We start from the raw sequence: 20,726 nt of genomic DNA, 5'->3' as shown, positions 1-20,726 counted from the left end.
ATTGAATAGTTCGTTAGCAGGCTAAGGGGATGGCGCTGGCGCACCGAAAAATGGCACATTGGCGCACCTGCCCGCGTGCACCCATCTGCAGTCCGGAAACTCCCATGGCTATCAGCAACGTTCAGACCGCCGCTGCCTCGGCGTCCGCTCCTCCCCAGAGCAGTCCACTGGTGATGCGCATCATCGGCGCGGTGGCGCTGGCGCATTTGATCAACGATCTGATCCAGTCAGTGCTGCCGTCGATCTATCCGATGCTCAAGGCCAACTATGGTTTGAGTTTTACCCAGGTCGGCCTGATTACCCTGACCTTTCAGTTGACCGCTTCGCTGTTGCAGCCGTGGGTTGGTTATCACACCGACCGGCATCCGAAACCGTGGCTGTTGCCGGCAGGTTCCGTGTGCACGCTGATCGGTATCGTGATGATGTCGATGGTCGGCAGTTTTCCGCTGATTCTGCTGGCGGCGGCGCTGATCGGCATCGGCTCTTCGACCTTTCACCCGGAAGCTTCCCGTATCGCGCGGTTGGCGTCGGGCGGGCGTTTCGGTCTGGCGCAATCGACGTTCCAGGTCGGTGGTAACGCCGGCTCGGCATTCGGCCCATTGCTGGCAGCGGCGATCATCATTCCTTTCGGCCAAGGCAACGTGGCCTGGTTCGGACTGTTCGCCGTTTTTGCGCTGTTCGTGCTGTACCGCATCAGCCGCTGGTACGCCCATCACCTGAACCTGTTCAAGCTCAAGGCCGGCCAGGCCGCCACGCATGGACTGTCGAAGGGCAGGGTGACCAGCGCGCTGGTGGTGCTCGGGCTGCTGGTGTTCTCCAAGTATTTCTACATGGCCAGCCTGACCAGTTACTTCACCTTCTACCTGATCGAGAAGTTCGACCTGTCGGTGGCCAGTTCCCAGCTGCATCTGTTCCTGTTCCTCGGCGCGGTGGCGGCGGGTACGTTCTTCGGCGGGCCGATTGGCGACAAGATCGGGCGTAAGGCGGTGATCTGGTTCTCGATCCTCGGCGTGGCACCGTTCACGCTGCTGATGCCGCATGTCGACCTGTTCTGGACCAGCGTCCTGAGCGTAGTGATCGGCTTCATCCTGGCTTCGGCGTTCTCGGCAATCGTGGTGTACGCGCAGGAGCTGGTGCCGGGCAATGTCGGAATGATTGCCGGGGTGTTCTTTGGTCTGATGTTCGGCTTTGGCGGGATTGGTGCGGCGTTGCTCGGGCATCTGGCGGACATTCACGGCATCGAGTACGTGTACTTCCTGTGCTCGTTCCTGCCGCTGTTCGGGGTGCTGGCGATCTTCCTGCCGAGAACCAAAAAGGCCTGACGGGCTGAATGTCAGGCACAAAAAAGCCGCGTATCAAACGCGGCTTTTTCTTGGGTGCAGCTTTTACACGTTGAAGCGGAAGTGCATTACGTCGCCGTCCTTGACGATGTAGTCCTTGCCTTCCAGACGCCATTTACCGGCTTCCTTGGTGCCCGCTTCGCCCTTGTACTGGATGAAGTCGTTGTAGGCGATCACTTCGGCGCGGATGAAGCCTTTCTCGAAGTCGGTGTGGATCACGCCGGCGGCTTGTGGTGCGGTGGCACCGACGCGGACGGTCCAGGCGCGGACTTCTTCGACACCGGCGGTGAAGTAGGTCTGCAGGTGCAGCATTTCGTAACCGGCGCGGATCACGCGGTTCAGGCCAGGCTCTTCCAGGCCCAGGGCCTCGAGGAACATGTCTTTCTCTTCGCCGTCGTCCAGCTCGGCGATTTCCGCTTCGATCTTGTTGCAGACCGGAACGACCATGGCGCCTTCTTCTTCGGCGATGGCCTTGACCACGTCCAGGTGCGGGTTGTTCTCGAAACCGTCTTCAGCGACGTTGGCGATGTACATGACCGGTTTGGTGGTCAGCAGGTGGAAGCCCTTGATGATCGCCTTTTCGTCGGCGCTCATGTTCTTCATCAGGCTGCGTGCAGGCTTGCCTTCGCTGAAGTGCGGGATCAATTGTTCCAGCAGGGCCTTCTGGGCCACCGCGTCCTTGTCACCGCCCTTGGCGTTGCGCGCGACTTTCTGCAGTTGCTTCTCGCAGCTGTCGAGGTCGGCGAAGATCAGTTCCAGATCGATGATTTCGATGTCGCGCTTCGGGTCGACGCTGTTGGAAACGTGGATCACGTTCTCGTCTTCGAAGCAGCGCACGACGTGAGCGATCGCGTCGGTTTCGCGGATGTTGGCCAGGAACTTGTTGCCCAGGCCTTCACCTTTCGAGGCGCCGGCAACCAGGCCCGCGATGTCGACGAATTCCATGGTGGTCGGCAGGATGCGCTTCGGATTGACGATGGCCGCCAGAGCGTCCAGACGCGGATCCGGCATCGGCACGATGCCGCTGTTCGGCTCGATGGTGCAGAAGGGGAAGTTCTCGGCCGCGATCCCGGATTTGGTCAGGGCGTTGAACAGGGTGGACTTGCCGACGTTAGGCAGGCCGACGATGCCGCAATTGAATCCCATGGTGTTTCCCCTCGGATTAGAGTCAGGCCTTCTGGCTGTGCAGGTTTTTCATCGCGCGGTTCCATTCACCGGCGAGGATATCCGGCAGCACGCCGAGGGCAAAGTCGATGCTGGCATCGAGTTTTTCCTGTTCGGCGCGTGGCGCACGACCCAGGACGAAATTTGAAACCATACTGGCGACGCCCGGGTGGCCGATGCCAAGCCGCAGGCGGTGGAACGTATTCTGATTGCCCAGTTGCGCAATGATGTCGCGCAACCCGTTGTGACCGCCATGGCCGCCGCCCTGCTTGAGCTTGGCAACGCCCGGAGGCAAGTCGAGTTCGTCGTGCGCCACGAGGATTTCTTCAGGCTTGATGCGGAAGAAACCGGCGAGTGCCGCCACGGCCTGGCCGCTGCGGTTCATGTAGGTGGTGGGAATCAGCAGACGAACGTCCTGACCCTGATGCGAAAAACGCCCGGTCAGGCCGAAATACTTGCGATCGGCCACGAGATTCACGTTCTGTGCGTGGGCGATACGCTCAACAAAAAAGGCCCCTGCGTTATGCCGGGTCTGCTCGTATTCAGCGCCTGGATTTCCCAGGCCAACGATCAGTTTGATGGCAGTCACGATAGGGGCCCTTCCTTTGAGTGGTGGATAACATCGCCGCGATCCGGGAAGGCGGCGAAAGTGGACGAAAAATGCTCATTTACCATGGATGTAAACTCCGCGTTCCCGCCCGCTTTCTCGCTACGTTCCAGCCCGCGATGTTACCTGCTCACTCAGGCATGACAGAGTGAATTACTCTGCTGCGCCTTCTTCGGTAGCTTCTGGAGCAACACGTGGAGCGTGGACGTTGGCAACAGCCTTGTCATCGCCGTGTGCCAGAGCAACGAACTCGACACCTTTAGGAGCTTTGAGGTCCGACAGGTGAACGATGGTGCCGATTTCAGCGTTAGCCAGGTCGACTTCGATGAACTCAGGCAGATCTTTTGGCAGGCAGGAAACTTCGATCTCGGCAACAACGTGCGAGATTTCGCCGCCTTTCTTCACTGGAGCAGCTTCGTTGATGAAGTGCACAGGAACGATAGCGGTCAGTTTCTGGCCAGCTACAACGCGTACGAAGTCAGCGTGCATCACGTGGCCTTTGGCCGGGTGACGTTGCAGAGCTTTGATGATCACGTTTTGCTTGGTGCCACCAACGTTCAGTTCGATAACGTGGCTGTAGGCAGCTTCGTTTTCGAGCAGTTTGGCAACTTCTTTGGCCAGCATGCTGATGGATTCAGGGGCTTTGTCGCCACCGTATACAACAGCTGGAACCAGGGCGGCGAGACGACGCAGGCGGCGGCTCGCACCTTTCCCCAGGTCGGAACGCGCTTCAGCATTCAGAGTAAAATCGTTCATTTTGTATCTCCAAAATAGCCATGACCGAGTGGCGTTTGCGACCAGCGCCGAACACGGTATGGGCAAAAAAGCCCCGCCCCGGCAGGAATGCCGGGGCGGGGCGCTTTTCGTCAACGAGACATTTCGAGAAGGGCAGGGCCCTTAACGGAACATCGCGCTGATCGATTCTTCATTGCTGATGCGGCGAACCGCTTCGGCAACAACCGGTGCGATATCCAGTTGACGGATACGTGCACAGGCTTGTGCTGCAGCGGACAGCGGGATGGTGTTAGTGACCACCAGCTCGTCCAGCACGGAATTTTCGATATTCTCGATGGCCCGACCCGACAGCACAGGGTGTGTGCAGTAGGCAAAGACCTTGGCTGCGCCATGCTCTTTCAGGGCCTTGGCCGCGTGGCACAGAGTGCCGGCGGTATCGACCATGTCATCGACCAGAATGCAGGTACGCCCTTCGACATCACCGATGATATGCATCACTTCAGAGTGATTAGCTTTCTCACGGCGTTTGTCGATGATCCCGAGATCCACGCCCAGGGATTTGGCAACGGCACGTGCACGCACGACGCCACCAATGTCCGGGGACACGATCATCAGGTTCTCGAAGCGCTGATCTTCGATGTCATCCACCAGAACCGGGGAGCCGTAGATGTTATCTACCGGAATATCGAAGAAACCCTGAATCTGGTCAGCATGCAGATCAACCGTGAGAACACGGTCGATGCCGACTACGGTGAGCATGTCAGCAACGACTTTCGCGCTGATAGCCACACGTGCGGAACGCGGACGGCGATCCTGACGGGCATAACCAAAATAAGGAATAACAGCAGTGATACGAGTAGCCGAGGAGCGGCGGAAGGCATCAGCCATCACTACCAGTTCCATCAGGTTATCGTTGGTCGGAGCGCAAGTCGGCTGAATAATGAAGACGTCTTTACCACGAACGTTTTCATTGATCTCGGCTGTAATTTCGCCGTCGGAAAACTTACCGACAGAGATGTCACCGAGAGGGATATGCAGCTGACGTACGACACGCCGAGCCAGATCGGGGTTAGCGTTCCCCGTAAAGACCATCATCTTGGACACGCGCAGTACCTGAAGGCTGAGGGTATACCTGGATGAGTATAGGAAAATGGCAGGGGCGGCTGGATTCGAACCAACGCATGGCAGGATCAAAACCTGCTGCCTTACCGCTTGGCGACGCCCCTGTATCTGTTGCTTGCAAGTGCCGGGCACTTGGTTCCTTTAGAGCAGACTTTGCAGCTTGCGATGCAACATCGAAACGTTGCTTCCTTTCGCTACAAACCCTGTAAGGGTCTCTGTCAGAAGGGCCGAGACTTTATCAGCTTCAGCTTTGCTTGGGAAGCCCCCAAACACACAACTTCCAGTTCCGGTGAGTTTTGCTTCGGTAAAATTACCTAACAAATTCAATGCGTTACGTACTTCTGGATAACGCCTTGATACCACCGGCAAGCAGTCATTTCGACTGTTTCCCTCGGGAACGGGGCGCACTTTAATGGGCGGCGTGTTACGTGTCAACAATGGATCTGAAAAAATTTCTGCCGTACTAACAGAGACTTGCGGGACGAGTACGACATACCACGGTTCGGCGGGCTCGACCGGGGTCAGTTTCTCGCCGACACCTTCGGCGAAAGCTGCATGGCCACGCACGAACACCGGCACGTCGGCGCCCAGTGTCAGGCCCAGTGCAGCCAGGCGATCTTCATCCCAACCCAGTTGCCACAAATGATTGAGGCCGAGCAGGGTGGTGGCCGCGTTCGAACTGCCGCCACCGATGCCGCCGCCCATCGGCAGGATCTTGTCGATCCAGATGTCGATGCCGAGCGAGCAGTCGGATTGTTCCTGCAGTTTTTTCGCCGCGCGCACGATCAGGTTGCTGTCGTGGGGCACGCCGTCGAATTCGGTGTGCAGGCGAATCACGCCATCGTCACGCACGGCGAAGGTGATTTCGTCGCCGTAGTCGAGGAACTGAAAAAGCGTCTGCAACTCGTGATAACCGTCTTCCCGGCGACCGAGAATATGCAGCATCAAATTGAGTTTGGCCGGCGAAGGCAAAGTGAGGCGTGGAGCGGTCATGCGTTATTGCCCCAACTTGCGCGGTTGCCAGGTCTTGATGACAAGCGTCACGTCCAGATCGGTGCCGTGCAGCTTGATCCGCTCGGGCAGCCAGTAACCGTTCTGCTCGGCATAGCTGAGGTATTCGACCTGCCAGCCATCCTGATCCAGATTGGCCAGACGGCTGTTGCCGTCCAGGGTCAGACGGCTTTTGCTGTCCGGTGCCGGGAGGCCGCGAACCCACCAGGCCAGATGCGAGACCGGCAGTTTCCAGCCCAGTTGCTCTTCGACCAGCGCTTCCGGAGTCGGCGCTTCATAACGGCCCTGATTCGCCACTTCCAGCGACACCGCGCCCGGGCGACCGGTCAAGCGCGCCGCGCCACGGCCCAGCGGGCCGGACAGACGAATGTCGTAGTAATCCTGGCGTTGCAGCCAGAACAGCGTGCCGCTGCCCGAATCTTTCGGGGCGCGGATGCCGATCTTGCCGTCGATCTGCCAGCCATCGAGGCCGGTCAGGTGTTGTTTGTTCGCGGCCCACTGTGCCGGATTGCCGTGGCCCTCGACCGATTCACGGGCGCCGAAGCCCGCGCAACCGGCGAGCAGGGCGATGAAGCTGAAAACTATGACGTGGCGCAAAAACATGAGTTAAAGAGTCTCGGATCCGGTCAGGCGCTTGATGGTGCTGCGCAGGATGGTGCTGTCAGGCTGGTCCTTGAGGAACTTGCCCCAGATTTGTTTCGCTTCGCGCTGCTTGCCTTTGGCCCACAGCACTTCGCCCAGATGCGCGGCGACTTCGTGATCGGGGAAGCGCTCGAGGGCCTGACGCAGGTATTTCTCGGCGTCTTCCAGATTGCCCATGCGGAAGTTCACCCAGCCGAGGCTGTCGAGAACAGCCGGGTCTTCCGGGTTGATCTGGTGCGCCTGCTCGATCAGCGCCTTGGCTTCAGCGTAGCGGGTAGTGCGGTCGGACAGGGTGTAGCCGAGGGCGTTGAGGGCCATGGCGTTGTCCGGATCGCGCTTGATGATCAGGCGCAGGTCTTTTTCCATCTGCGCCAGATCATTGCGTTTTTCCGCCTGCATCGCACGGGTGTAAAGCAGGTTCAGATCGTCCGGGTACTGCTGCAACGCTTGTTGCAGGACTTTCCAGGCCTTGTCGCCCTGATTGTTGGCGGACAGGGTTTCGGCTTCGATCAGGTACAGCTGGATCGCATAATCCGGCTGCTCGTCACGCTCGGCGGCCAGTTTGCTTTGGGCTTCGGCGGTCTTGCCGTTGTTCATCAGAATATCGGCCTGACGCAGTTGCGCCGGCAGATAGTCGTTGCCGGGACCGACCTGGGCGTACTCGATGAGCGCGCCTTGCGGATCATTGCGTTCTTCAGCGATGCGGCCCAGGTTCAGGTGCGCCGAGTCTACGTGGCTTTCCCGAGCAATCAGGTCTTCCAGATAACCCTTGGCCTCGTCCCAGGCCTTGGCTTCCAGGCAGACCAGTGCCAGGGAATAACGCAGTTCGTCATCTTCCGGGTATTGCTGAACCAGAGTGGAGAACTCGACCTTGGCGTCGTCCATCCGGTCCTGTTCCACCAGCATCCGCGCGTAGGTCAGGCGCAGGCGTTTGTCGTCCGGGTATTTCTTGATGCTTTTCTGCAGCAGCGGCAAGGCTTCGTCACCACGGTTCAGCCCTTGCAGCAGGCGCGCGCGCAGCAGAATCGGAGCGATCTCGCCGTCTTCCGGCGGATTGTCTTCGAGCAGGGTCAGCGCACCTTGGGTGTCGCCATCCTGCTGCATCAGCAGGGCCTTGCCGAAAATCAGCTGATTGTTGTTCGGGTGACGCTGCAACAGGCGATCGAAGCTTTTCATCAGGCCGTTGCGGGTTTCCTGATCGGTGTCGGCGGCCGACAGCGCGAGGAAGTCGAAATGGGTGTCGCCCTTGCCCTGCAGGACTTTCTCCATGTAGACCATCGAGTCGTCATAACGCCCGGCGCGGGCCAGTTGCACGGCGGCCGCGCGTTGCGCTTCGAGGTCGTTCGGGGCGTTTTTCGCCCAGATCAGCGCGGTATCGAGGGCCGGCTGGTCGGCGCCCAGGTACTCGGCAATGCGGAACGCACGCTCGGAAACGCCCGGATCCTGAGTGTTGATCGCCTGGGTCACGTAGTTGTCCAGGGCAATGTCGAAACGATTGCGCTGGCCGGCGAGTTCGGCGCTCAGCAGGCTGAACACGGTTTCCTGGCTGAACGAGCTGTAAACCTTGGGCTTTTCAGGGGCCGGCGTGGTGTCTTCGACCGGTGAGGCACCGTCCTGCGACACGGGGGCCAAGGCCTGGCAGCCGCTGAGGAAGACAAAAGCGAGGAGCAACGCGGAAGATCTATTCATATAGGAAGAGGACGACTAACCTGCGGTCGGATCATCATGACACAAGCCTTCGGCCAAACATAACCGAGTCTCGATTGTGGCCATTATAGGGGCCGATAATTGGGACAATAGTCAGCGGTAGTTGTTCTGAATCTGACGAAGTAGGACAATTGCCGGCTTCACGTCACCATCAGCGACTTTGAATGGCCTTCCTTGCACTCGGTATCAACCACAAGACTGCTTCAGTAGACGTCCGCGAGCGCGTGGCTTTTACCCCTGAGCAGCTGGTGGAGGCCTTGCAGCAGCTCTGCCGACTCACCGACAGCCGCGAAGCTGCGATCCTCTCCACCTGCAATCGCAGTGAGCTGTATATAGAACAGGATCAGCTTTCGGCCGATATCGTGCTGCGCTGGCTGGCCGACTATCACCATTTAAGCCTCGATGAGCTGCGCGCGAGCGCTTATGTGCATGAAGATGATGCGGCAGTTCGTCACATGATGCGCGTCGCCTCCGGGCTCGACTCGCTGGTGCTGGGCGAACCGCAGATTCTCGGCCAGATGAAATCGGCTTACGCCGTGGCCCGCGAGGCCGGCACCATAGGGCCGCTGCTGGGGCGACTGTTCCAGGCGACTTTCAATGCCGCCAAGCAAGTGCGCACCGACACGGCTATCGGCGAAAACCCGGTATCCGTGGCGTTTGCCGCCGTCAGCCTGGCCAAACAGATTTTCAGCGACCTGCAACGCAGCCAGGCCCTGCTGATCGGCGCCGGCGAGACCATCACCCTGGTCGCCCGCCATCTGCATGAGCTCGGGGTCAAGCGCATCGTGGTCGCCAACCGGACGCTGGAGCGTGCCAGCCTGCTGGCCGAACAGTTCGGCGCTCACGCGGTGTTGCTGTCGGACATCCCGGCCGAACTGGTGCGCAGCGACATCGTCATCAGCTCTACCGCCAGTCAGTTGCCGATCCTCGGTAAAGGCGCGGTGGAAAGCGCGCTGAAGCTGCGCAAGCACAAGCCGATCTTCATGGTCGACATCGCTGTTCCCCGTGACATCGAGCCGGAAGTCGGCGAACTCGACGACGTTTACCTCTATAGCGTCGACGATCTGCACGAAGTGGTCGCCGAAAACCTCAAGAGCCGTCAGGGTGCAGCGCAGGCGGCCGAAGAGATGGTTTCAGTCGGTGCCGACGATTTCATGGTGCGCCTGCGCGAGCTGGCGGCGGTCGACGTGCTCAAGGCCTATCGTCAACAGAGCGAACGCCTGCGCGACGAAGAATTGCAAAAGGCCCTGCGCCTGCTGGCCAACGGCGGCAACGCCGAAGACGTGCTCGGGCAACTGGCCCGTGGCCTGACCAACAAACTCCTGCACGCCCCGAGCGTGCAGTTGAAAAAGCTTTCTGCCGAAGGCCGCCTCGATGCGCTGGCCATGGCTCAGGAACTCTTTGCCCTCGAGGGCTCACCGGATAGCTTTTCGGATAAAAAACCGCAATGAAAGCGTCACTGCTCAATAAGCTGGATGTTCTCCAGGACCGTTTCGAGGAACTGACCGCGCTGCTCGGCGACGGCGAAGTGATTTCTGATCAAGCAAAATTTCGCGCCTATTCCAAGGAATACGCCGAACTTGAGCCAGTGGTACAAGGCTATAAAAAGCTGCTCGGCGTACAAAGCGATCTTGAAGGCGCGCAGGCACTGCTCAAGGACAGCGACCCGGACATGCGTGAAATGGCCGTGGAAGAAGTCCGCGAAGCCAAGGAATTGCTGGTCACGCTGGAATCCGACCTGCAACGCATGTTGCTGCCCAAGGATCCCAACGACGGGCGCAACGTGTTTCTCGAAATTCGCGCCGGCACCGGTGGCGACGAGGCGGCGATCTTCTCCGGCGATCTGTTCCGCATGTACTCGCGTTACGCCGAACGGCGTGGCTGGCGGGTGGAGATCCTCTCGGAAAACGAGGGCGAACACGGCGGCTATAAAGAAGTCATCGCCCGCATCGAAGGCGACAACGTTTACGGCAAGCTGAAATTCGAATCCGGCGCGCACCGCGTACAGCGTGTACCCGCCACCGAATCCCAGGGCCGTATCCACACCTCGGCCTGCACCGTGGCGGTACTGCCCGAGCCGGACGAGCGTGAAGCCATCGAGATCAACCCGGCGGATTTGCGCGTCGACACTTACCGCTCCTCCGGGGCCGGTGGTCAGCACGTCAACACCACCGATTCGGCGATCCGCATCACCCACATACCGACCGGCACCGTTGTCGAGTGCCAGGAAGAACGTTCCCAGCACAAGAACCGCGCCCGGGCGATGGCCTGGCTGTCGGCCAAGCTCAACGATCAGCAGACTGCTGCGGCGGCCAACGCCATCGCCAGCGAACGTAAATTGCTGGTGGGTTCCGGTGACCGCTCCGAGCGTATCCGCACCTACAACTTTGCCCAGGGCCGGGTTACCGACCACCGCGTCAACCTGACCCTGTATTCCCTCGATGAAATCCTCGCCGGTGGCGTCGAAGCGGTGATCGAACCGTTGCTGGCCGAATACCAGGCTGACCAACTCGCAGCGATAGGTGAGTAAATGACCATCATCGCCAGCCTGTTGCGCGCCGCCGAACTGCCGGATTCGCCCACCGCGCGTCTGGACGCCGAATTGCTTCTGGCCGCTGCGCTGGGCAAGTCGCGCAGTTTTCTCCACACCTGGCCCGAGCGCATCGTGCCGAGCGAAGCCGCTTTGGTTTTCGCCGAGTACCTGCAACGTCGTCGCAGCGGCGAGCCGGTCGCCTACATTCTGGGTCAGCAGGGTTTCTGGAAGCTGGATCTGGAAGTCGCGCCGCACACGCTGATCCCGCGCCCGGACACTGAACTGCTGGTGGAAGCCGCACTGGAATTGCTGCCAGCGACTCCGGCCAAAGTCCTCGACCTCGGCACCGGTAGCGGGGCGATTGCCCTGGCACTGGCCAGCGAGCGCCCGGCGTGGAAAGTCACCGCCGTGGACCGCGTGCTGGAAGCCGTGGCCCTGGCCGAGCGCAATCGCCAGCGCCTGCACTTGAACAACGCCACAGTTCTGAGCAGCCACTGGTTCAGCGCCCTTGAAGGCAAGCGTTTCGAGTTGATCATCAGCAACCCGCCGTACATTCGCGCCGCCGATCCGCATCTGGTGGAAGGCGATGTGCGTTTCGAGCCGGAAAGCGCCTTGGTGGCCGGCATCGACGGGCTCGACGATCTGCGTCTGATCATCGCCCAGGCGCCAGCCCATCTGGAGGCCGGTGGCTGGCTGATGCTCGAACACGGCTATGATCAAGCCGAAGCTGTGCGCGATCTGCTGCTGACGCAAGGTTTTGAAGAAGTCCACAGTCGCACCGATCTGGGCGGCCATCAACGGATCAGCCTGGGGCGCCTGCCGTGCTGAATGATCAGGAATTGTTGCGCTACAGTCGGCAGATCCTGCTGCAACACATCGACATCGATGGCCAGTTGAAGCTCAAGGACAGCCGGGTATTGATCATCGGCCTCGGTGGTCTCGGTGCGCCGGTGGCGTTGTACCTGGCAGCGGCGGGTGTCGGTGAATTGCATCTGGCGGATTTCGACACGGTCGATTTGACCAACCTGCAACGCCAGATCATCCACGACACTGACAGCGTCGGATTGACCAAGGTTGACTCGGCGCTCAAGCGCTTGGGCGCAATCAACCCTGAAATCAAACTGGTGCCCCATCGTCAGGCACTGGATGAGGATTCCCTCGCTGCGGCCGTGGCCGCGGTGGATCTGGTACTCGACTGCTCCGACAATTTCTCCACCCGCGAGGCGGTCAACGCTGCGTGTGTGGCTGCGCGTAAACCATTGGTCAGTGGCGCGGCGATCCGCCTCGAAGGTCAACTCTCGGTGTTCGACCCGCGTCGCGCCGAGAGCCCGTGCTACCACTGCCTGTATGGTCACGGCAGCGAGGCCGAACTGACGTGCAGCGAAGCCGGCGTGGTCGGGCCGCTGGTCGGTCTGGTCGGCAGCCTGCAAGCGCTGGAAGCCCTGAAGTTATTGGCGGGTTTCGGCGAGCCACTGGTGGGTCGTCTGCTGTTGATCGATGCACTGGGCTCGCGATTCCGTGAGCTGCGGGTCAAGCGCGACCCCGGTTGCAGCGTCTGTGGTTCGCAGCATGCGTGAAGCGCCGATTGCCGTCTTCGATTCCGGCGTCGGCGGTCTGTCGGTGCTGGCGGAAATCCAGCAACTGCTACCGAATGAATCGCTGCTGTATCTCGGCGATTGCGGCCACATTCCTTATGGCGAGAAAACCCCGGAATTCATCCGCCAGCGTTGCAGCGTGATGGCCGGCTTTTTCCGCGAGCAGGGCGCCAAGGCGCTGGTGATCGCGTGCAACACCGCGACCGTGGCCGGCGTCGCCGATCTGCGCCGGGACTTTCCCGAGTGGCCGATTGTCGGCATGGAGCCGGCGGTCAAACCGGCCGCGGCCGCCACCCGCAGCGGCGTGGTGGGAGTACTCGCCACCACCGGCACCTTGCAGAGTGCAAAGTTTGCAGCGCTGCTCGATCGTTTTGCCACCGATGTGCGTGTCATCACTCAACCGTGCCCCGGACTGGTCGAGCGGATTGAATGCGGCGATCTGCACAGCCCCGAGTTGCGTGCATTGCTCAAGCACTACGTCGATCCGCTACTGGCCAACGGTTGCGACACGATCATCCTGGGCTGCACCCACTATCCGTTTCTCAAGCCGATGCTCAAGTCGATGATCCCCGAGAGCATCAGCCTGATCGATACGGGCGCGGCGGTAGCGCGCCAATTGCAGCGGCTGCTGGCCGAGCGGGATCTGCTCGCCGAAGGGCCGAACCGACCGGTCAGATTCTGGACCAGCGCCGATCCCGCGTCTTTGCGCAAGACCTTGGTCTTGCTGGGCCAAGTCGATGGCGACGTCGAAAAATTCACCTTGTAAAAAAAATGTGAAATATCTAAAAAGTCAGCTGAACTTCTGACCAAGCGCGGATTTCTATAGCGCAGAGTGACCTAGAAAACCAAACGATCGTTCCGGAAAAGGAAGTTTCAACGTGAAGCGACTATTCTGCTTGGCCGCGATTGCGGCTGCACTGATGGGGCAAAGTTTTACCGCACAAGCTGCTGGCGTCGAGTTTGCAGTGGGTGCTACCAGCGATTCGACGATGACTTATCGCCTGGGCATGAATTTCGATTGGGACAAGAGCTGGCTGCAAAGTGATGTCGGTCGCCTGACCGGTTACTGGAGCGGCGCCTACACCTATTGGGAAGGTGACAAGACCTCCGGCAACAACAGCCTGTCGTTCTCGCCGGTGTTGGTTTACGAGTTCGCCGGTCAGTCGGTCAAACCCTACGTCGAGGCGGGGATCGGCGTGGCGCTGTTCTCCAATACCGAGTACGAGGACAACAAGCTGGGTGGCGCCTTCCAGTTCGAAGACCGTTTCGGTTTCGGCCTGCGCTTCAATGGCGGGCATGAAGTCGGGATCCGTGCGACGCACTATTCCAACGCCGGCCTGAGCAGCAACAACGACGGGGTAGAAAGCTACTCGCTGCATTACACGATGCCGCTATAAGCCCCCAGAAAGTCAGCCCCATGAAAAAGGAGCGCCAGGCGCTCCTTTTTTGTGTTCAGCGATACGCCGTGGCAATCCCCTGGCGTTCGTCGATGCATTCCGGCGCGCCCATTTCAAACTCACGGCAGATCAGCGGGCGCTTCTCGTAGATCGTGCACATCATCGTGTCGCGATCCAGCGCTGCGCACCAGCCGTCGTCCAGACGCAGCATCACCTCTCCACCCCAATCGTCGGTATCGATAAAACGCTCGGGCACGCCGGTGTCGGTGATCAACATCACTTCGAGCTGACAGCAGCAGGCTGCACAGGTCGAGCAGGTGACCACGGGTTCGGCGATTTGCCGGTGGGGAATGGTTTTCATGGCGCCAGTGTACGGCAGTGACCGATGAGCGTGTGAAAGGCCTGACAGACGTTTAGCGCGCCAGCCGCCGGGACAATTGGTGCAGCAGCGGAAACAGTAACGCCCACAGCAGCGCGATGCCGACCAGGGTAGGGCGCTCACCGAAAGGAAACTGCACGCCGGCCAGTCGTCCGCCGGCGCCATAGGACAGCGCGCCACCTGCCGCGCCGAGCAGACTGGCCAGCCACCACGGTCTCGCGCTCCATTGCAGGCAGTGGCGCAAAGTCGTGGCAAACAACGCCCACAACAACATCAGCCACAACGGAATAAGCGGCGACAGATCCTTGAACTCGAAAACCCCAAGGCCCCGCAGCATGCTGTCCACCACCGTGCCGATGATCACCACGCTGAGCATCAGCCGGCCTTCCTGCGCCCAACTGCTGATCCAGCACAGATGAATCACGAGCACCGCCAGCGCCAGCAGCAACCACAGGCTATTGCCGCCAAGCACGCAGGCCAGCCAGCCGATCTGGAACAGTGCTGCGTTGGTCAACCGCTCAAGCATCGAAACGGCCCAGCAAAGGCGCGGTCATCGCCGCCGGTTTGGCCAGCACCAGTTGTGCGGTGCCGATGGTGCGTTCGAGGAATCCGCCCTCGCAGTAACACAGGTAGAACTCCCACAACCTGAGGAAGTAATCGTCATAGCCCAGTTCGGTCAGACGGCCGTGAGCATGGCGAAAGTTCTCGTGCCACAGGCGCAGGGTGCGGGCGTAGTGCAGGCCGAAATCTTCCATGTGCAACAGGTTCATGTCGGTGTCGCGGCTGACGATCTCGAGCATTTTCTGCACGCAGGGCAGGGCGCCGCCGGGGAAAATGTAACGCTGGATGAAGTCCACTCCACGGCGCGCCTGCTCGTAGCGTTGTTCGCGGATGGTGATCGCTTGCAGCAGCATCAGGCCGTTGCTCTTGAGCAAGTGCGCGCACTGTTTGAAGTAGGTCGGCAGAAAGCGGTGGCCGACGGCCTCGATCATTTCGATCGACACCAGTTTGTCGTACTGGCCGGTGAGGTCGCGGTAGTCCTTGAGCAGCAGCGTCACCTGATCCTGCAAACCGAGGCGTTCGATGCGCGCGGCGGTGAAGGCGAACTGCTCCTTCGACAACGTGGTGGTGGTGACTTTACATCCGTAATGCTGCGCCGCGTAAAGCGCCATGCTACCCCAGCCAGTGCCGATTTCCAGTAGATGGTCGCCGGGCTTGAGCGCGAGTTTCTGGCAGATCCGCTCCAGTTTGTTCAATTGCGCCTGCTCCAGGCTGTCGTCGGGGCTGAGAAACTGCGCGGCCGAATACATCATGGTCGGGTCGAGAAACTGCTCGAACAGGTCATTGCCGAGGTCGTAATGCGCGGCGATGTTTTTCTGCGAGCCCTTGCGCGTATTGCGGTTGAGCCAGTGCAGCCCGCGCACCAGTGGCCGACCGAGCCGGGCCAGGCCACCTTCCATTCCGTCGAGCACTTCAAGGTTGCTGACGAAAACCCGCACCACCGCCGTCAGGTCCGGAGAACGCCAATAGCCATGAATAAAAGCCTCACCGGCACCGATCGAACCGTTGCCGGCGACCAGGCCCCAGACGGCCGGATCCAGTACCTGAATCTCGCCCACCAGTGCACTGCCCGGTGTGCCGAAGACGTGGCGTTCGCCGTCCTCGATGACGATCAGTTGGCCATGCTTGAGCTGCTCCAGCTGGCGCAGTACTCCCCGGCGCAGCAGCGAACCGCTCAGTCCGTGGGGGCTTAGCAGGCTACTGGCTCTGGCCGAGACGCTAGTGGATTTCATGGTGGCGTTCCTCGGTCGGTACGGTGGCGGTTCGAAAACGGTCGTCGGCGCGCTGGTGGGCAAATACCGGAGTGCGCTTGAGCAACAGGCGCAGCGCCTGCCAATAGATCGCCAACGCGGTCTTGGCGGTCATCCAGGGAAAGCGCCACAGGTGCCGGTGCAAATGGCGTCGGTCAAGGGGTTCGCGTTGCAGGTCGAGGGTGGCGTCGAACAGTTTCTGCTCGCCCTGCCAGTCGGCCATGTGCACGCCCAGGGTCTGCGCGGCAGGGCTGAAACTCATGCGGTATTCCAGATCCGGCGGCAGGAATGGCGACACATGAAACGCCTTGGCCACGGCGAAGTGCTGGTGGAAATCCTGCAGATGGGTCGGCGCTCTGGCTGGAAGCACGTAGTGATAACGCTCACGCCACGGGGTGTTGCTGACTTCGCAGAGAATCGCCGCCAGTTGGCCGTCGGCCTCGTGGCAATAGAAAAAACTCACCGGGTTGAACGACAGGCCCCAGCTGCGCGGCTGGGTCAGCAGGCAGATCGAGCCTTGCGGCGCATGGCCCAGGGATTCGCCGACCAACTGGCGCACCGCATCGCTCAGGGAGATGCCCCGGCCGGTGAAGGTTTTCAGGTAGTCGGTTTCGCGAAATGAAAACGGCGCAAAGCGGCTGGAACCTGCCAGCCTGGACAGGCCCAGTACAGCCTCCTGTTCAGTCAGATCGAGGTACAGCAGCCCGATCCGGTAACGAAATTCATGGCGGCGAGGGGAGAATCGCCGATGGGCGATCCAGCCACTGTAGAGTGCGCTGTTCACAGGCTTTCTCCGAATGACGCGGCCACGCGCAGGGCGCTGACCACGCCGTCCTCATGAAAGCCGTTGGCCCAGTAAGCACCGCAATAGTGTGTATGTTGAACGCCGTCCAGTTCGGCCCAGCGCCGTTGCGCCGCCACCGCCGCGAGGCTGAATTGCGGGTGGGCGTAGGTGAAGCGGGCCAGCACTTTCGACGGACTGATGCCGGCGCTCTGGTTGAGGCTGACGCAGAACGTGGTGTCGCTCTGGATGCCTTGCAGGATGTTCATGTCGTAGGTCACGGCAGCCTGGGTATGACCGGCACCGCCGAGGCGATAATTCCAGCTGGCCCACGCCAGTTTGCGAGTGGGCAGCAGACGGGTGTCGGTGTGCAGCACCACTTCGTTGTCGGCATAGGGCAGGGCACCGAGGATTTCCCGTTCGGCATTACCGGGATTACCCAGCAATCGCAGCGCCTGATCGCTGTGACAGGCCAGCACCACTTTATCGAAGCGCTCGATGCCGGCCGGGCTGTGGATAGCCACGCCGTGCTCGTCGCGATCGATCCGTTTTACCGGACAGTTCAGGCGGATGCACTCTTTGAACGACGCCGTCAGCGGAGTGATGTAGGCACTGGAGCCGCCCTCGATCACCTGCCATTGCGGCCGATTGCTGATCGACAGCAACCCGTGATTCTCGAAAAAACGCACGAAGAATTGCAGCGGAAAATTGAGCATCTCGGCCATCGGCATCGACCAGATCGCCGCGCCCATCGGGACGATGTAATGCAGGATGAAACGCTCGCCGTAACCGCCGGCCTTGAGGTAATCGTCCAGGGTGGTGTCGGCGGCGATCCGCTGTTCGGCGAGGTCGCGCCGGGCTTCTTTATTGAACCGCAGGATATCGCGCAGCATGCCCCAGAATCCGGGGGACAACAGATTGCTGCGTTGGGCGAACAGGCTGTTGAGGTTGTTGCCGTTGTATTCCAGGCCTGTGTCCGGATCGTTGACCGAAAAACTCATCTCGGTGGGCTTGAACGTGACGCCCAACTGTCCAAGCAAGCGAATGAAGTTCGGATACGTCCAGTCGTTGAACACGATGAAGCCGGTGTCCACCGCGTACTCGCGCCCCTCCATCGTCACCGGCACCGTGTGCGTGTGGCCGCCGACCCGGGCGTCGGCTTCGAACACGGTAATCTCGTGTCGGCGTGCGAGCAGGTAAGCGCAGGTCAAACCGGCGATGCCGGTGCCGACGATGGCGATTCTCACATTGGATCCCTGAGCGGAGGGCTGCTGCGCACCATGCGTTTGCCAATCGCCAGTTGTACGCGTGCGGGCATTTTCGACAAAGGCCACAGGACCGCCATGAACAGTGCGGGGAAGGCGATCTCCAGAGGTCGATCCTTAAGCTTGGCGAAGATATGCCGCGCGGCTTTTTCCACAGGCCAACTGAGCGGCATCGGGAAATCATTTTTGGCGGTCAGCGGTGTCTCGACGAAACCGGGGCTGATCACGGTGACTTCAATGCCTTCGTCGGCCAGGTCGATGCGCAGGGATTCGAACAGATAACGCAATCCGGCCTTTGATGCGCCATAGGCTTCGGCGCGAGGCAGCGGCACATAGGTCACCGAACTGGCCATGCCCACCAGATGCGGTGCCGTCCCTTTGCGCAGCAAGGGCAGCGCGGCTTCGATGCAATAGCTGCTGGCGAGCAGGTTGGTGCGCACCACATGCTCGATGATCGAGGCGTCGAATTGATGGGCATCGACGTATTCGCAGGTGCCGGCATTAAGGATCACGGTATCCAGCGAGCCCCAGTCCGCAGCAATTTGCTCGCCGATCTCGCGCACGGTCTGACTGTTGGTCAGATCGCCGGGCACCACCAGCACTTGCCCCGGATAACGTTGCGACAACACCTTGAGCGGTGCGACCTGGCGGGAACTGACTGCCAGATGTGCACCGGCCTTGAGGATTTCTTCTGCCAATGCTGCACCGATGCCACTGCTGGCACCGGTCAACCAGTAACGCCGTGGAGCTGTACGACTCATCCCAATCTCCTTTTCAGCCAGGCGATCACCCGACCCAATACGGGTAAATGTTCATAAAGCAGTGCTCCGGCATCGAAGTAATCCCGATGCTGGTAAACCTTGTCGCGCCAGAGCAGGTGCGAGCAGCCGGCGACACGGATCACTTGCCCACCGCTCAGACGCGGGTGGCGATAGCTCATGACCCAACGCAAATAGCCTTCGCCTTCGCTGATCTGGTCGAAGCCGTGAAAATCGAAGCGCAGTTCATTGACGTTGGCGTACAACTCGCTGAAGTAACCGCGCAGGTTCGTCAGCCCCTGCACTTCGTGCAGTGGATCGGTGAAATGAATGTTCTCGCTGTACAGTTCGTCCAGGTTGCGCAAGTTGTCTTTGTTCAACTGCGCAAACCGCTGGGCGAAACCGCGCAGAAATTCACTCATCGCTCACTCCTTGCGACGCGCGTGACGGCAGGTTCTTGAACGCTGCCAGCGCCCGTTCCCGGGAGGTGCTCAGATTGACGATCGGTGCCGGATAGTCCGCCACACCGAACAGCCCGCCGGCACTGGACGGGTTGTGGACTTCTTTCTTGTTCAGCCCGGCCAGCTCTGGCAACCAGTGCTTGATGAACAGGCCTTCGCTGTCGAATTTTTCCGACTGGCTGACCGGATTGAAGATCCGGAAGTACGGCGCCGAATCGGTGCCGGTCGATGAACTCCACTGCCAGCCGCCATTGTTCGCCGCCAGGTCGCCGTCGATCAGGTGGCGCATGAAAAAACGCTCGCCTTCGCGCCAGTCGATCAGCAGGTTCTTGGTCAGAAACATCGCCACCACCATCCGCAGACGGTTGTGCATCCAGCCGGTTTCCAGCAGTTGGCGCATGGCGGCATCGATAATCGGCAAGCCGGTTCGGGCCTCTTGCCAGGCGGTCAGATCCTCCGGGGCGTGGCGCCAGGCCAGGGCTTCGGTTTCCGGGCGGAACGCGCGATGTCGTGAAACCCTCGGATAACCGACAAGGATGTGTTTGTAGAACTCGCGCCACAGCAGCTCGTTGATCCAGGTGACAGCCCCGACCTTGCCGCTTTCGAACTCGCCCTGATTGCTTTGCAGGGCAGCGTGCAGGCATTGGCGCGGCGAGATCACACCGGCGGCCAGATAGGCCGAGAGCTGGCTGGTGCCGGGTTTGGCCGGGAAGTCGCGTTCGCTTTTGTAGTAGTCGATCTGCGCATCGGCGAACGTGTCGAGGCGACGTCGGGCTTCGGCTTCACCGGCGGGCCACAGGGCGCGCAGGGATTCGCCGGGTGTCGGGAATCCTTCGATGGCTGCTGGGACGGGATCGCTGTCGATATTCAGCGCTGACTGTTTGCCCGGTGCTTGTTTCAGTGACGGCATCGAGCGGTGCAGGCGCTCGTAGCAGACCTTGCGGAACTGGCTGAACACCTGAAAGTAAGTGTCGGTTCGGGTCAGTACGCTGCCGGGCTTGAACAGCAATTGGTCGAGGTAGCTGTGGAAGGTTATGCCTGCCGCCTGCAAGGCCTCGGCAACGGCGGCATCGCGACGGCTTTCGTTGATGCCGTATTCCTCGTTGACGTGAACCGCCTCGATCTTCAGTTGCCGGCACAGTTCGAGCAGCACCGTCGGTGCCTCGTCCCAACGCGCAGCGGTGCGGATCAAGAGCGGGATATTCAGGTCGCCGAGGCTTTTGTTCAATTCACGCAGATTGCGCAGCCAGAAATCGATCTTGCAGGGCGCGTCGTCATGTTCCTGCCATTGCTGCGGGCTCAACAGGTACACGGCCACGGTCGGGCCACGCTCGGCGGCGGCCGCGAGGGCGGTGTTGTCATGTTGGCGCAGGTCACTGCGCAGCCAGATCAATTGCATGTCGGTCTCTGTCTGAATC

At 60.4% G+C, this 20,726-nt stretch carries 22 protein-coding genes and 1 tRNA gene; 7 read left to right on the top strand and 16 right to left on the bottom strand.

The window, feature by feature from the left end; translation table 11 throughout:
- Nucleotides 1-104 precede the first annotated feature (104 nt).
- On the top strand, nucleotides 105-1,322 hold the full coding sequence (locus IHQ43_RS24475; RefSeq protein ID WP_192562394.1) for an MFS transporter: 1,218 nt from the start codon (nucleotides 105-107) through the stop codon (nucleotides 1,320-1,322).
- A 63-nt stretch (nucleotides 1,323-1,385) separates the two neighbouring features.
- Here the strand turns inward: IHQ43_RS24475 and ychF are convergent, their stop codons facing one another.
- From ychF to IHQ43_RS24435, 8 genes are all read right to left on the bottom strand, one after another.
- Nucleotides 1,386-2,486 carry a redox-regulated ATPase YchF gene (ychF, locus tag IHQ43_RS24470; RefSeq protein WP_007951727.1) on the bottom strand — a complete coding sequence of 367 codons (1,101 nt, stop codon included), beginning with the start codon at nucleotides 2,484-2,486 and terminating at the stop codon, nucleotides 1,386-1,388.
- A 22-nt stretch (nucleotides 2,487-2,508) separates the two neighbouring features.
- Complete coding sequence (gene pth, locus IHQ43_RS24465) at nucleotides 2,509-3,093, bottom strand: aminoacyl-tRNA hydrolase (protein WP_192562393.1); 585 nt, start codon at nucleotides 3,091-3,093, stop codon at nucleotides 2,509-2,511.
- 171 nt (nucleotides 3,094-3,264) lie between these two features.
- Nucleotides 3,265-3,867, bottom strand: coding sequence for a 50S ribosomal protein L25/general stress protein Ctc (locus IHQ43_RS24460; protein ID WP_007951725.1), 603 nt, complete (start codon nucleotides 3,865-3,867; stop codon nucleotides 3,265-3,267).
- Between the two features lie 141 nt (nucleotides 3,868-4,008).
- Complete coding sequence (locus IHQ43_RS24455) at nucleotides 4,009-4,950, bottom strand: ribose-phosphate pyrophosphokinase (RefSeq protein ID WP_003171603.1); 942 nt, start codon at nucleotides 4,948-4,950, stop codon at nucleotides 4,009-4,011.
- Nucleotides 4,951-4,997: 47 nt separating this feature from the next.
- A tRNA-Gln gene (locus IHQ43_RS24450) sits at nucleotides 4,998-5,072 on the bottom strand.
- A 37-nt stretch (nucleotides 5,073-5,109) separates the two neighbouring features.
- Entirely contained in the window at nucleotides 5,110-5,961 is an 852-nt protein-coding gene (ispE, locus tag IHQ43_RS24445; RefSeq protein ID WP_192562392.1) for a 4-(cytidine 5'-diphospho)-2-C-methyl-D-erythritol kinase, read from the bottom strand.
- 3 nt (nucleotides 5,962-5,964) lie between these two features.
- Nucleotides 5,965-6,582 carry a lipoprotein insertase outer membrane protein LolB gene (lolB, locus tag IHQ43_RS24440; RefSeq protein ID WP_007951721.1) on the bottom strand — a complete coding sequence of 206 codons (618 nt, stop codon included), beginning with the start codon at nucleotides 6,580-6,582 and terminating at the stop codon, nucleotides 5,965-5,967.
- 3 nt (nucleotides 6,583-6,585) lie between these two features.
- On the bottom strand, nucleotides 6,586-8,310 hold the full coding sequence (locus tag IHQ43_RS24435) for a tetratricopeptide repeat protein (RefSeq protein WP_192562391.1): 1,725 nt from the start codon (nucleotides 8,308-8,310) through the stop codon (nucleotides 6,586-6,588).
- A gap of 182 nt (nucleotides 8,311-8,492) precedes the next feature.
- On the opposite strand from IHQ43_RS24435, the gene hemA reads away from it, so the two are divergent.
- The 6 genes from hemA to IHQ43_RS24405 all read left to right on the top strand — a co-directional run bounded on the left by hemA (nucleotide 8,493) and on the right by IHQ43_RS24405 (nucleotide 13,853).
- Nucleotides 8,493-9,779, top strand: a complete 1,287-nt coding sequence (hemA, locus tag IHQ43_RS24430; RefSeq protein WP_007951716.1) for a glutamyl-tRNA reductase — start codon at nucleotides 8,493-8,495, stop codon at nucleotides 9,777-9,779.
- Nucleotides 9,776-10,858 (top strand): peptide chain release factor 1, encoded by a 1,083-nt coding sequence (prfA, locus tag IHQ43_RS24425; protein ID WP_192562390.1) that lies wholly within the window; start codon nucleotides 9,776-9,778, stop codon nucleotides 10,856-10,858. The genes hemA and prfA overlap by 4 nt, the downstream gene beginning before the upstream one ends.
- Nucleotides 10,859-11,689: a peptide chain release factor N(5)-glutamine methyltransferase gene (gene prmC / locus IHQ43_RS24420; RefSeq protein ID WP_007951712.1), complete on the top strand. Its 831-nt coding sequence runs from the start codon at nucleotides 10,859-10,861 to the stop codon at nucleotides 11,687-11,689.
- A complete protein-coding gene (locus IHQ43_RS24415) occupies nucleotides 11,683-12,438 on the top strand; it encodes a molybdopterin-synthase adenylyltransferase MoeB (RefSeq protein WP_192562389.1) in 756 nt (251 codons plus the stop codon). The genes prmC and IHQ43_RS24415 overlap by 7 nt, the downstream gene beginning before the upstream one ends.
- Complete coding sequence (murI, locus tag IHQ43_RS24410) at nucleotides 12,431-13,222, top strand: glutamate racemase (protein WP_192562388.1); 792 nt, start codon at nucleotides 12,431-12,433, stop codon at nucleotides 13,220-13,222. Before IHQ43_RS24415 ends, murI begins: the two co-directional genes overlap by 8 nt.
- A 112-nt stretch (nucleotides 13,223-13,334) precedes the next feature.
- Complete coding sequence (locus tag IHQ43_RS24405; protein ID WP_192562387.1) at nucleotides 13,335-13,853, top strand: acyloxyacyl hydrolase; 519 nt, start codon at nucleotides 13,335-13,337, stop codon at nucleotides 13,851-13,853.
- Between the two features lie 55 nt (nucleotides 13,854-13,908).
- On the opposite strand, the gene IHQ43_RS24400 is transcribed toward IHQ43_RS24405, so the two are convergent.
- The 8 genes from IHQ43_RS24400 to phrB are packed head-to-tail and all read right to left on the bottom strand — an operon-like array spanning nucleotide 13,909 to nucleotide 20,707.
- Entirely contained in the window at nucleotides 13,909-14,214 is a 306-nt protein-coding gene (locus tag IHQ43_RS24400) for a YkgJ family cysteine cluster protein (protein ID WP_011335918.1), read from the bottom strand.
- A gap of 52 nt (nucleotides 14,215-14,266) precedes the next feature.
- Nucleotides 14,267-14,758: a DUF2878 domain-containing protein gene (locus tag IHQ43_RS24395; RefSeq protein WP_192562386.1), complete on the bottom strand. Its 492-nt coding sequence runs from the start codon at nucleotides 14,756-14,758 to the stop codon at nucleotides 14,267-14,269.
- Nucleotides 14,751-16,025 carry an SAM-dependent methyltransferase gene (locus IHQ43_RS24390; protein WP_192562385.1) on the bottom strand — a complete coding sequence of 425 codons (1,275 nt, stop codon included), beginning with the start codon at nucleotides 16,023-16,025 and terminating at the stop codon, nucleotides 14,751-14,753. Before IHQ43_RS24390 ends, IHQ43_RS24395 begins: the two co-directional genes overlap by 8 nt.
- A complete protein-coding gene (locus IHQ43_RS24385; RefSeq protein WP_192562384.1) occupies nucleotides 16,012-16,827 on the bottom strand; it encodes a DUF1365 domain-containing protein in 816 nt (271 codons plus the stop codon). The genes IHQ43_RS24390 and IHQ43_RS24385 overlap by 14 nt, the downstream gene beginning before the upstream one ends.
- Nucleotides 16,824-18,071, bottom strand: a complete 1,248-nt coding sequence (locus IHQ43_RS24380) for an NAD(P)/FAD-dependent oxidoreductase (protein WP_192562383.1) — start codon at nucleotides 18,069-18,071, stop codon at nucleotides 16,824-16,826. Before IHQ43_RS24380 ends, IHQ43_RS24385 begins: the two co-directional genes overlap by 4 nt.
- A complete protein-coding gene (locus tag IHQ43_RS24375) occupies nucleotides 18,068-18,850 on the bottom strand; it encodes an SDR family NAD(P)-dependent oxidoreductase (protein ID WP_192562382.1) in 783 nt (260 codons plus the stop codon). The genes IHQ43_RS24380 and IHQ43_RS24375 overlap by 4 nt, the downstream gene beginning before the upstream one ends.
- The gene (locus IHQ43_RS24370; RefSeq protein WP_192562381.1) at nucleotides 18,847-19,269 is read right to left on the bottom strand and encodes a nuclear transport factor 2 family protein; all 423 of its coding nucleotides are present in this window, start codon (nucleotides 19,267-19,269) and stop codon (nucleotides 18,847-18,849) included. The genes IHQ43_RS24375 and IHQ43_RS24370 overlap by 4 nt, the downstream gene beginning before the upstream one ends.
- Entirely contained in the window at nucleotides 19,262-20,707 is a 1,446-nt protein-coding gene (phrB, locus tag IHQ43_RS24365) for a deoxyribodipyrimidine photo-lyase (RefSeq protein WP_192562380.1), read from the bottom strand. Before phrB ends, IHQ43_RS24370 begins: the two co-directional genes overlap by 8 nt.
- Nucleotides 20,708-20,726 lie beyond the last annotated feature (19 nt).

The sequence above is a fragment of the Pseudomonas gozinkensis genome (assembly GCF_014863585.1).
Lineage (GTDB): Bacteria > Pseudomonadota > Gammaproteobacteria > Pseudomonadales > Pseudomonadaceae > Aquipseudomonas > Aquipseudomonas gozinkensis.
The sequence above is the reverse complement of the archived record's forward strand: the minus strand, read 5'-3'. Positions and strand labels throughout refer to the sequence as shown.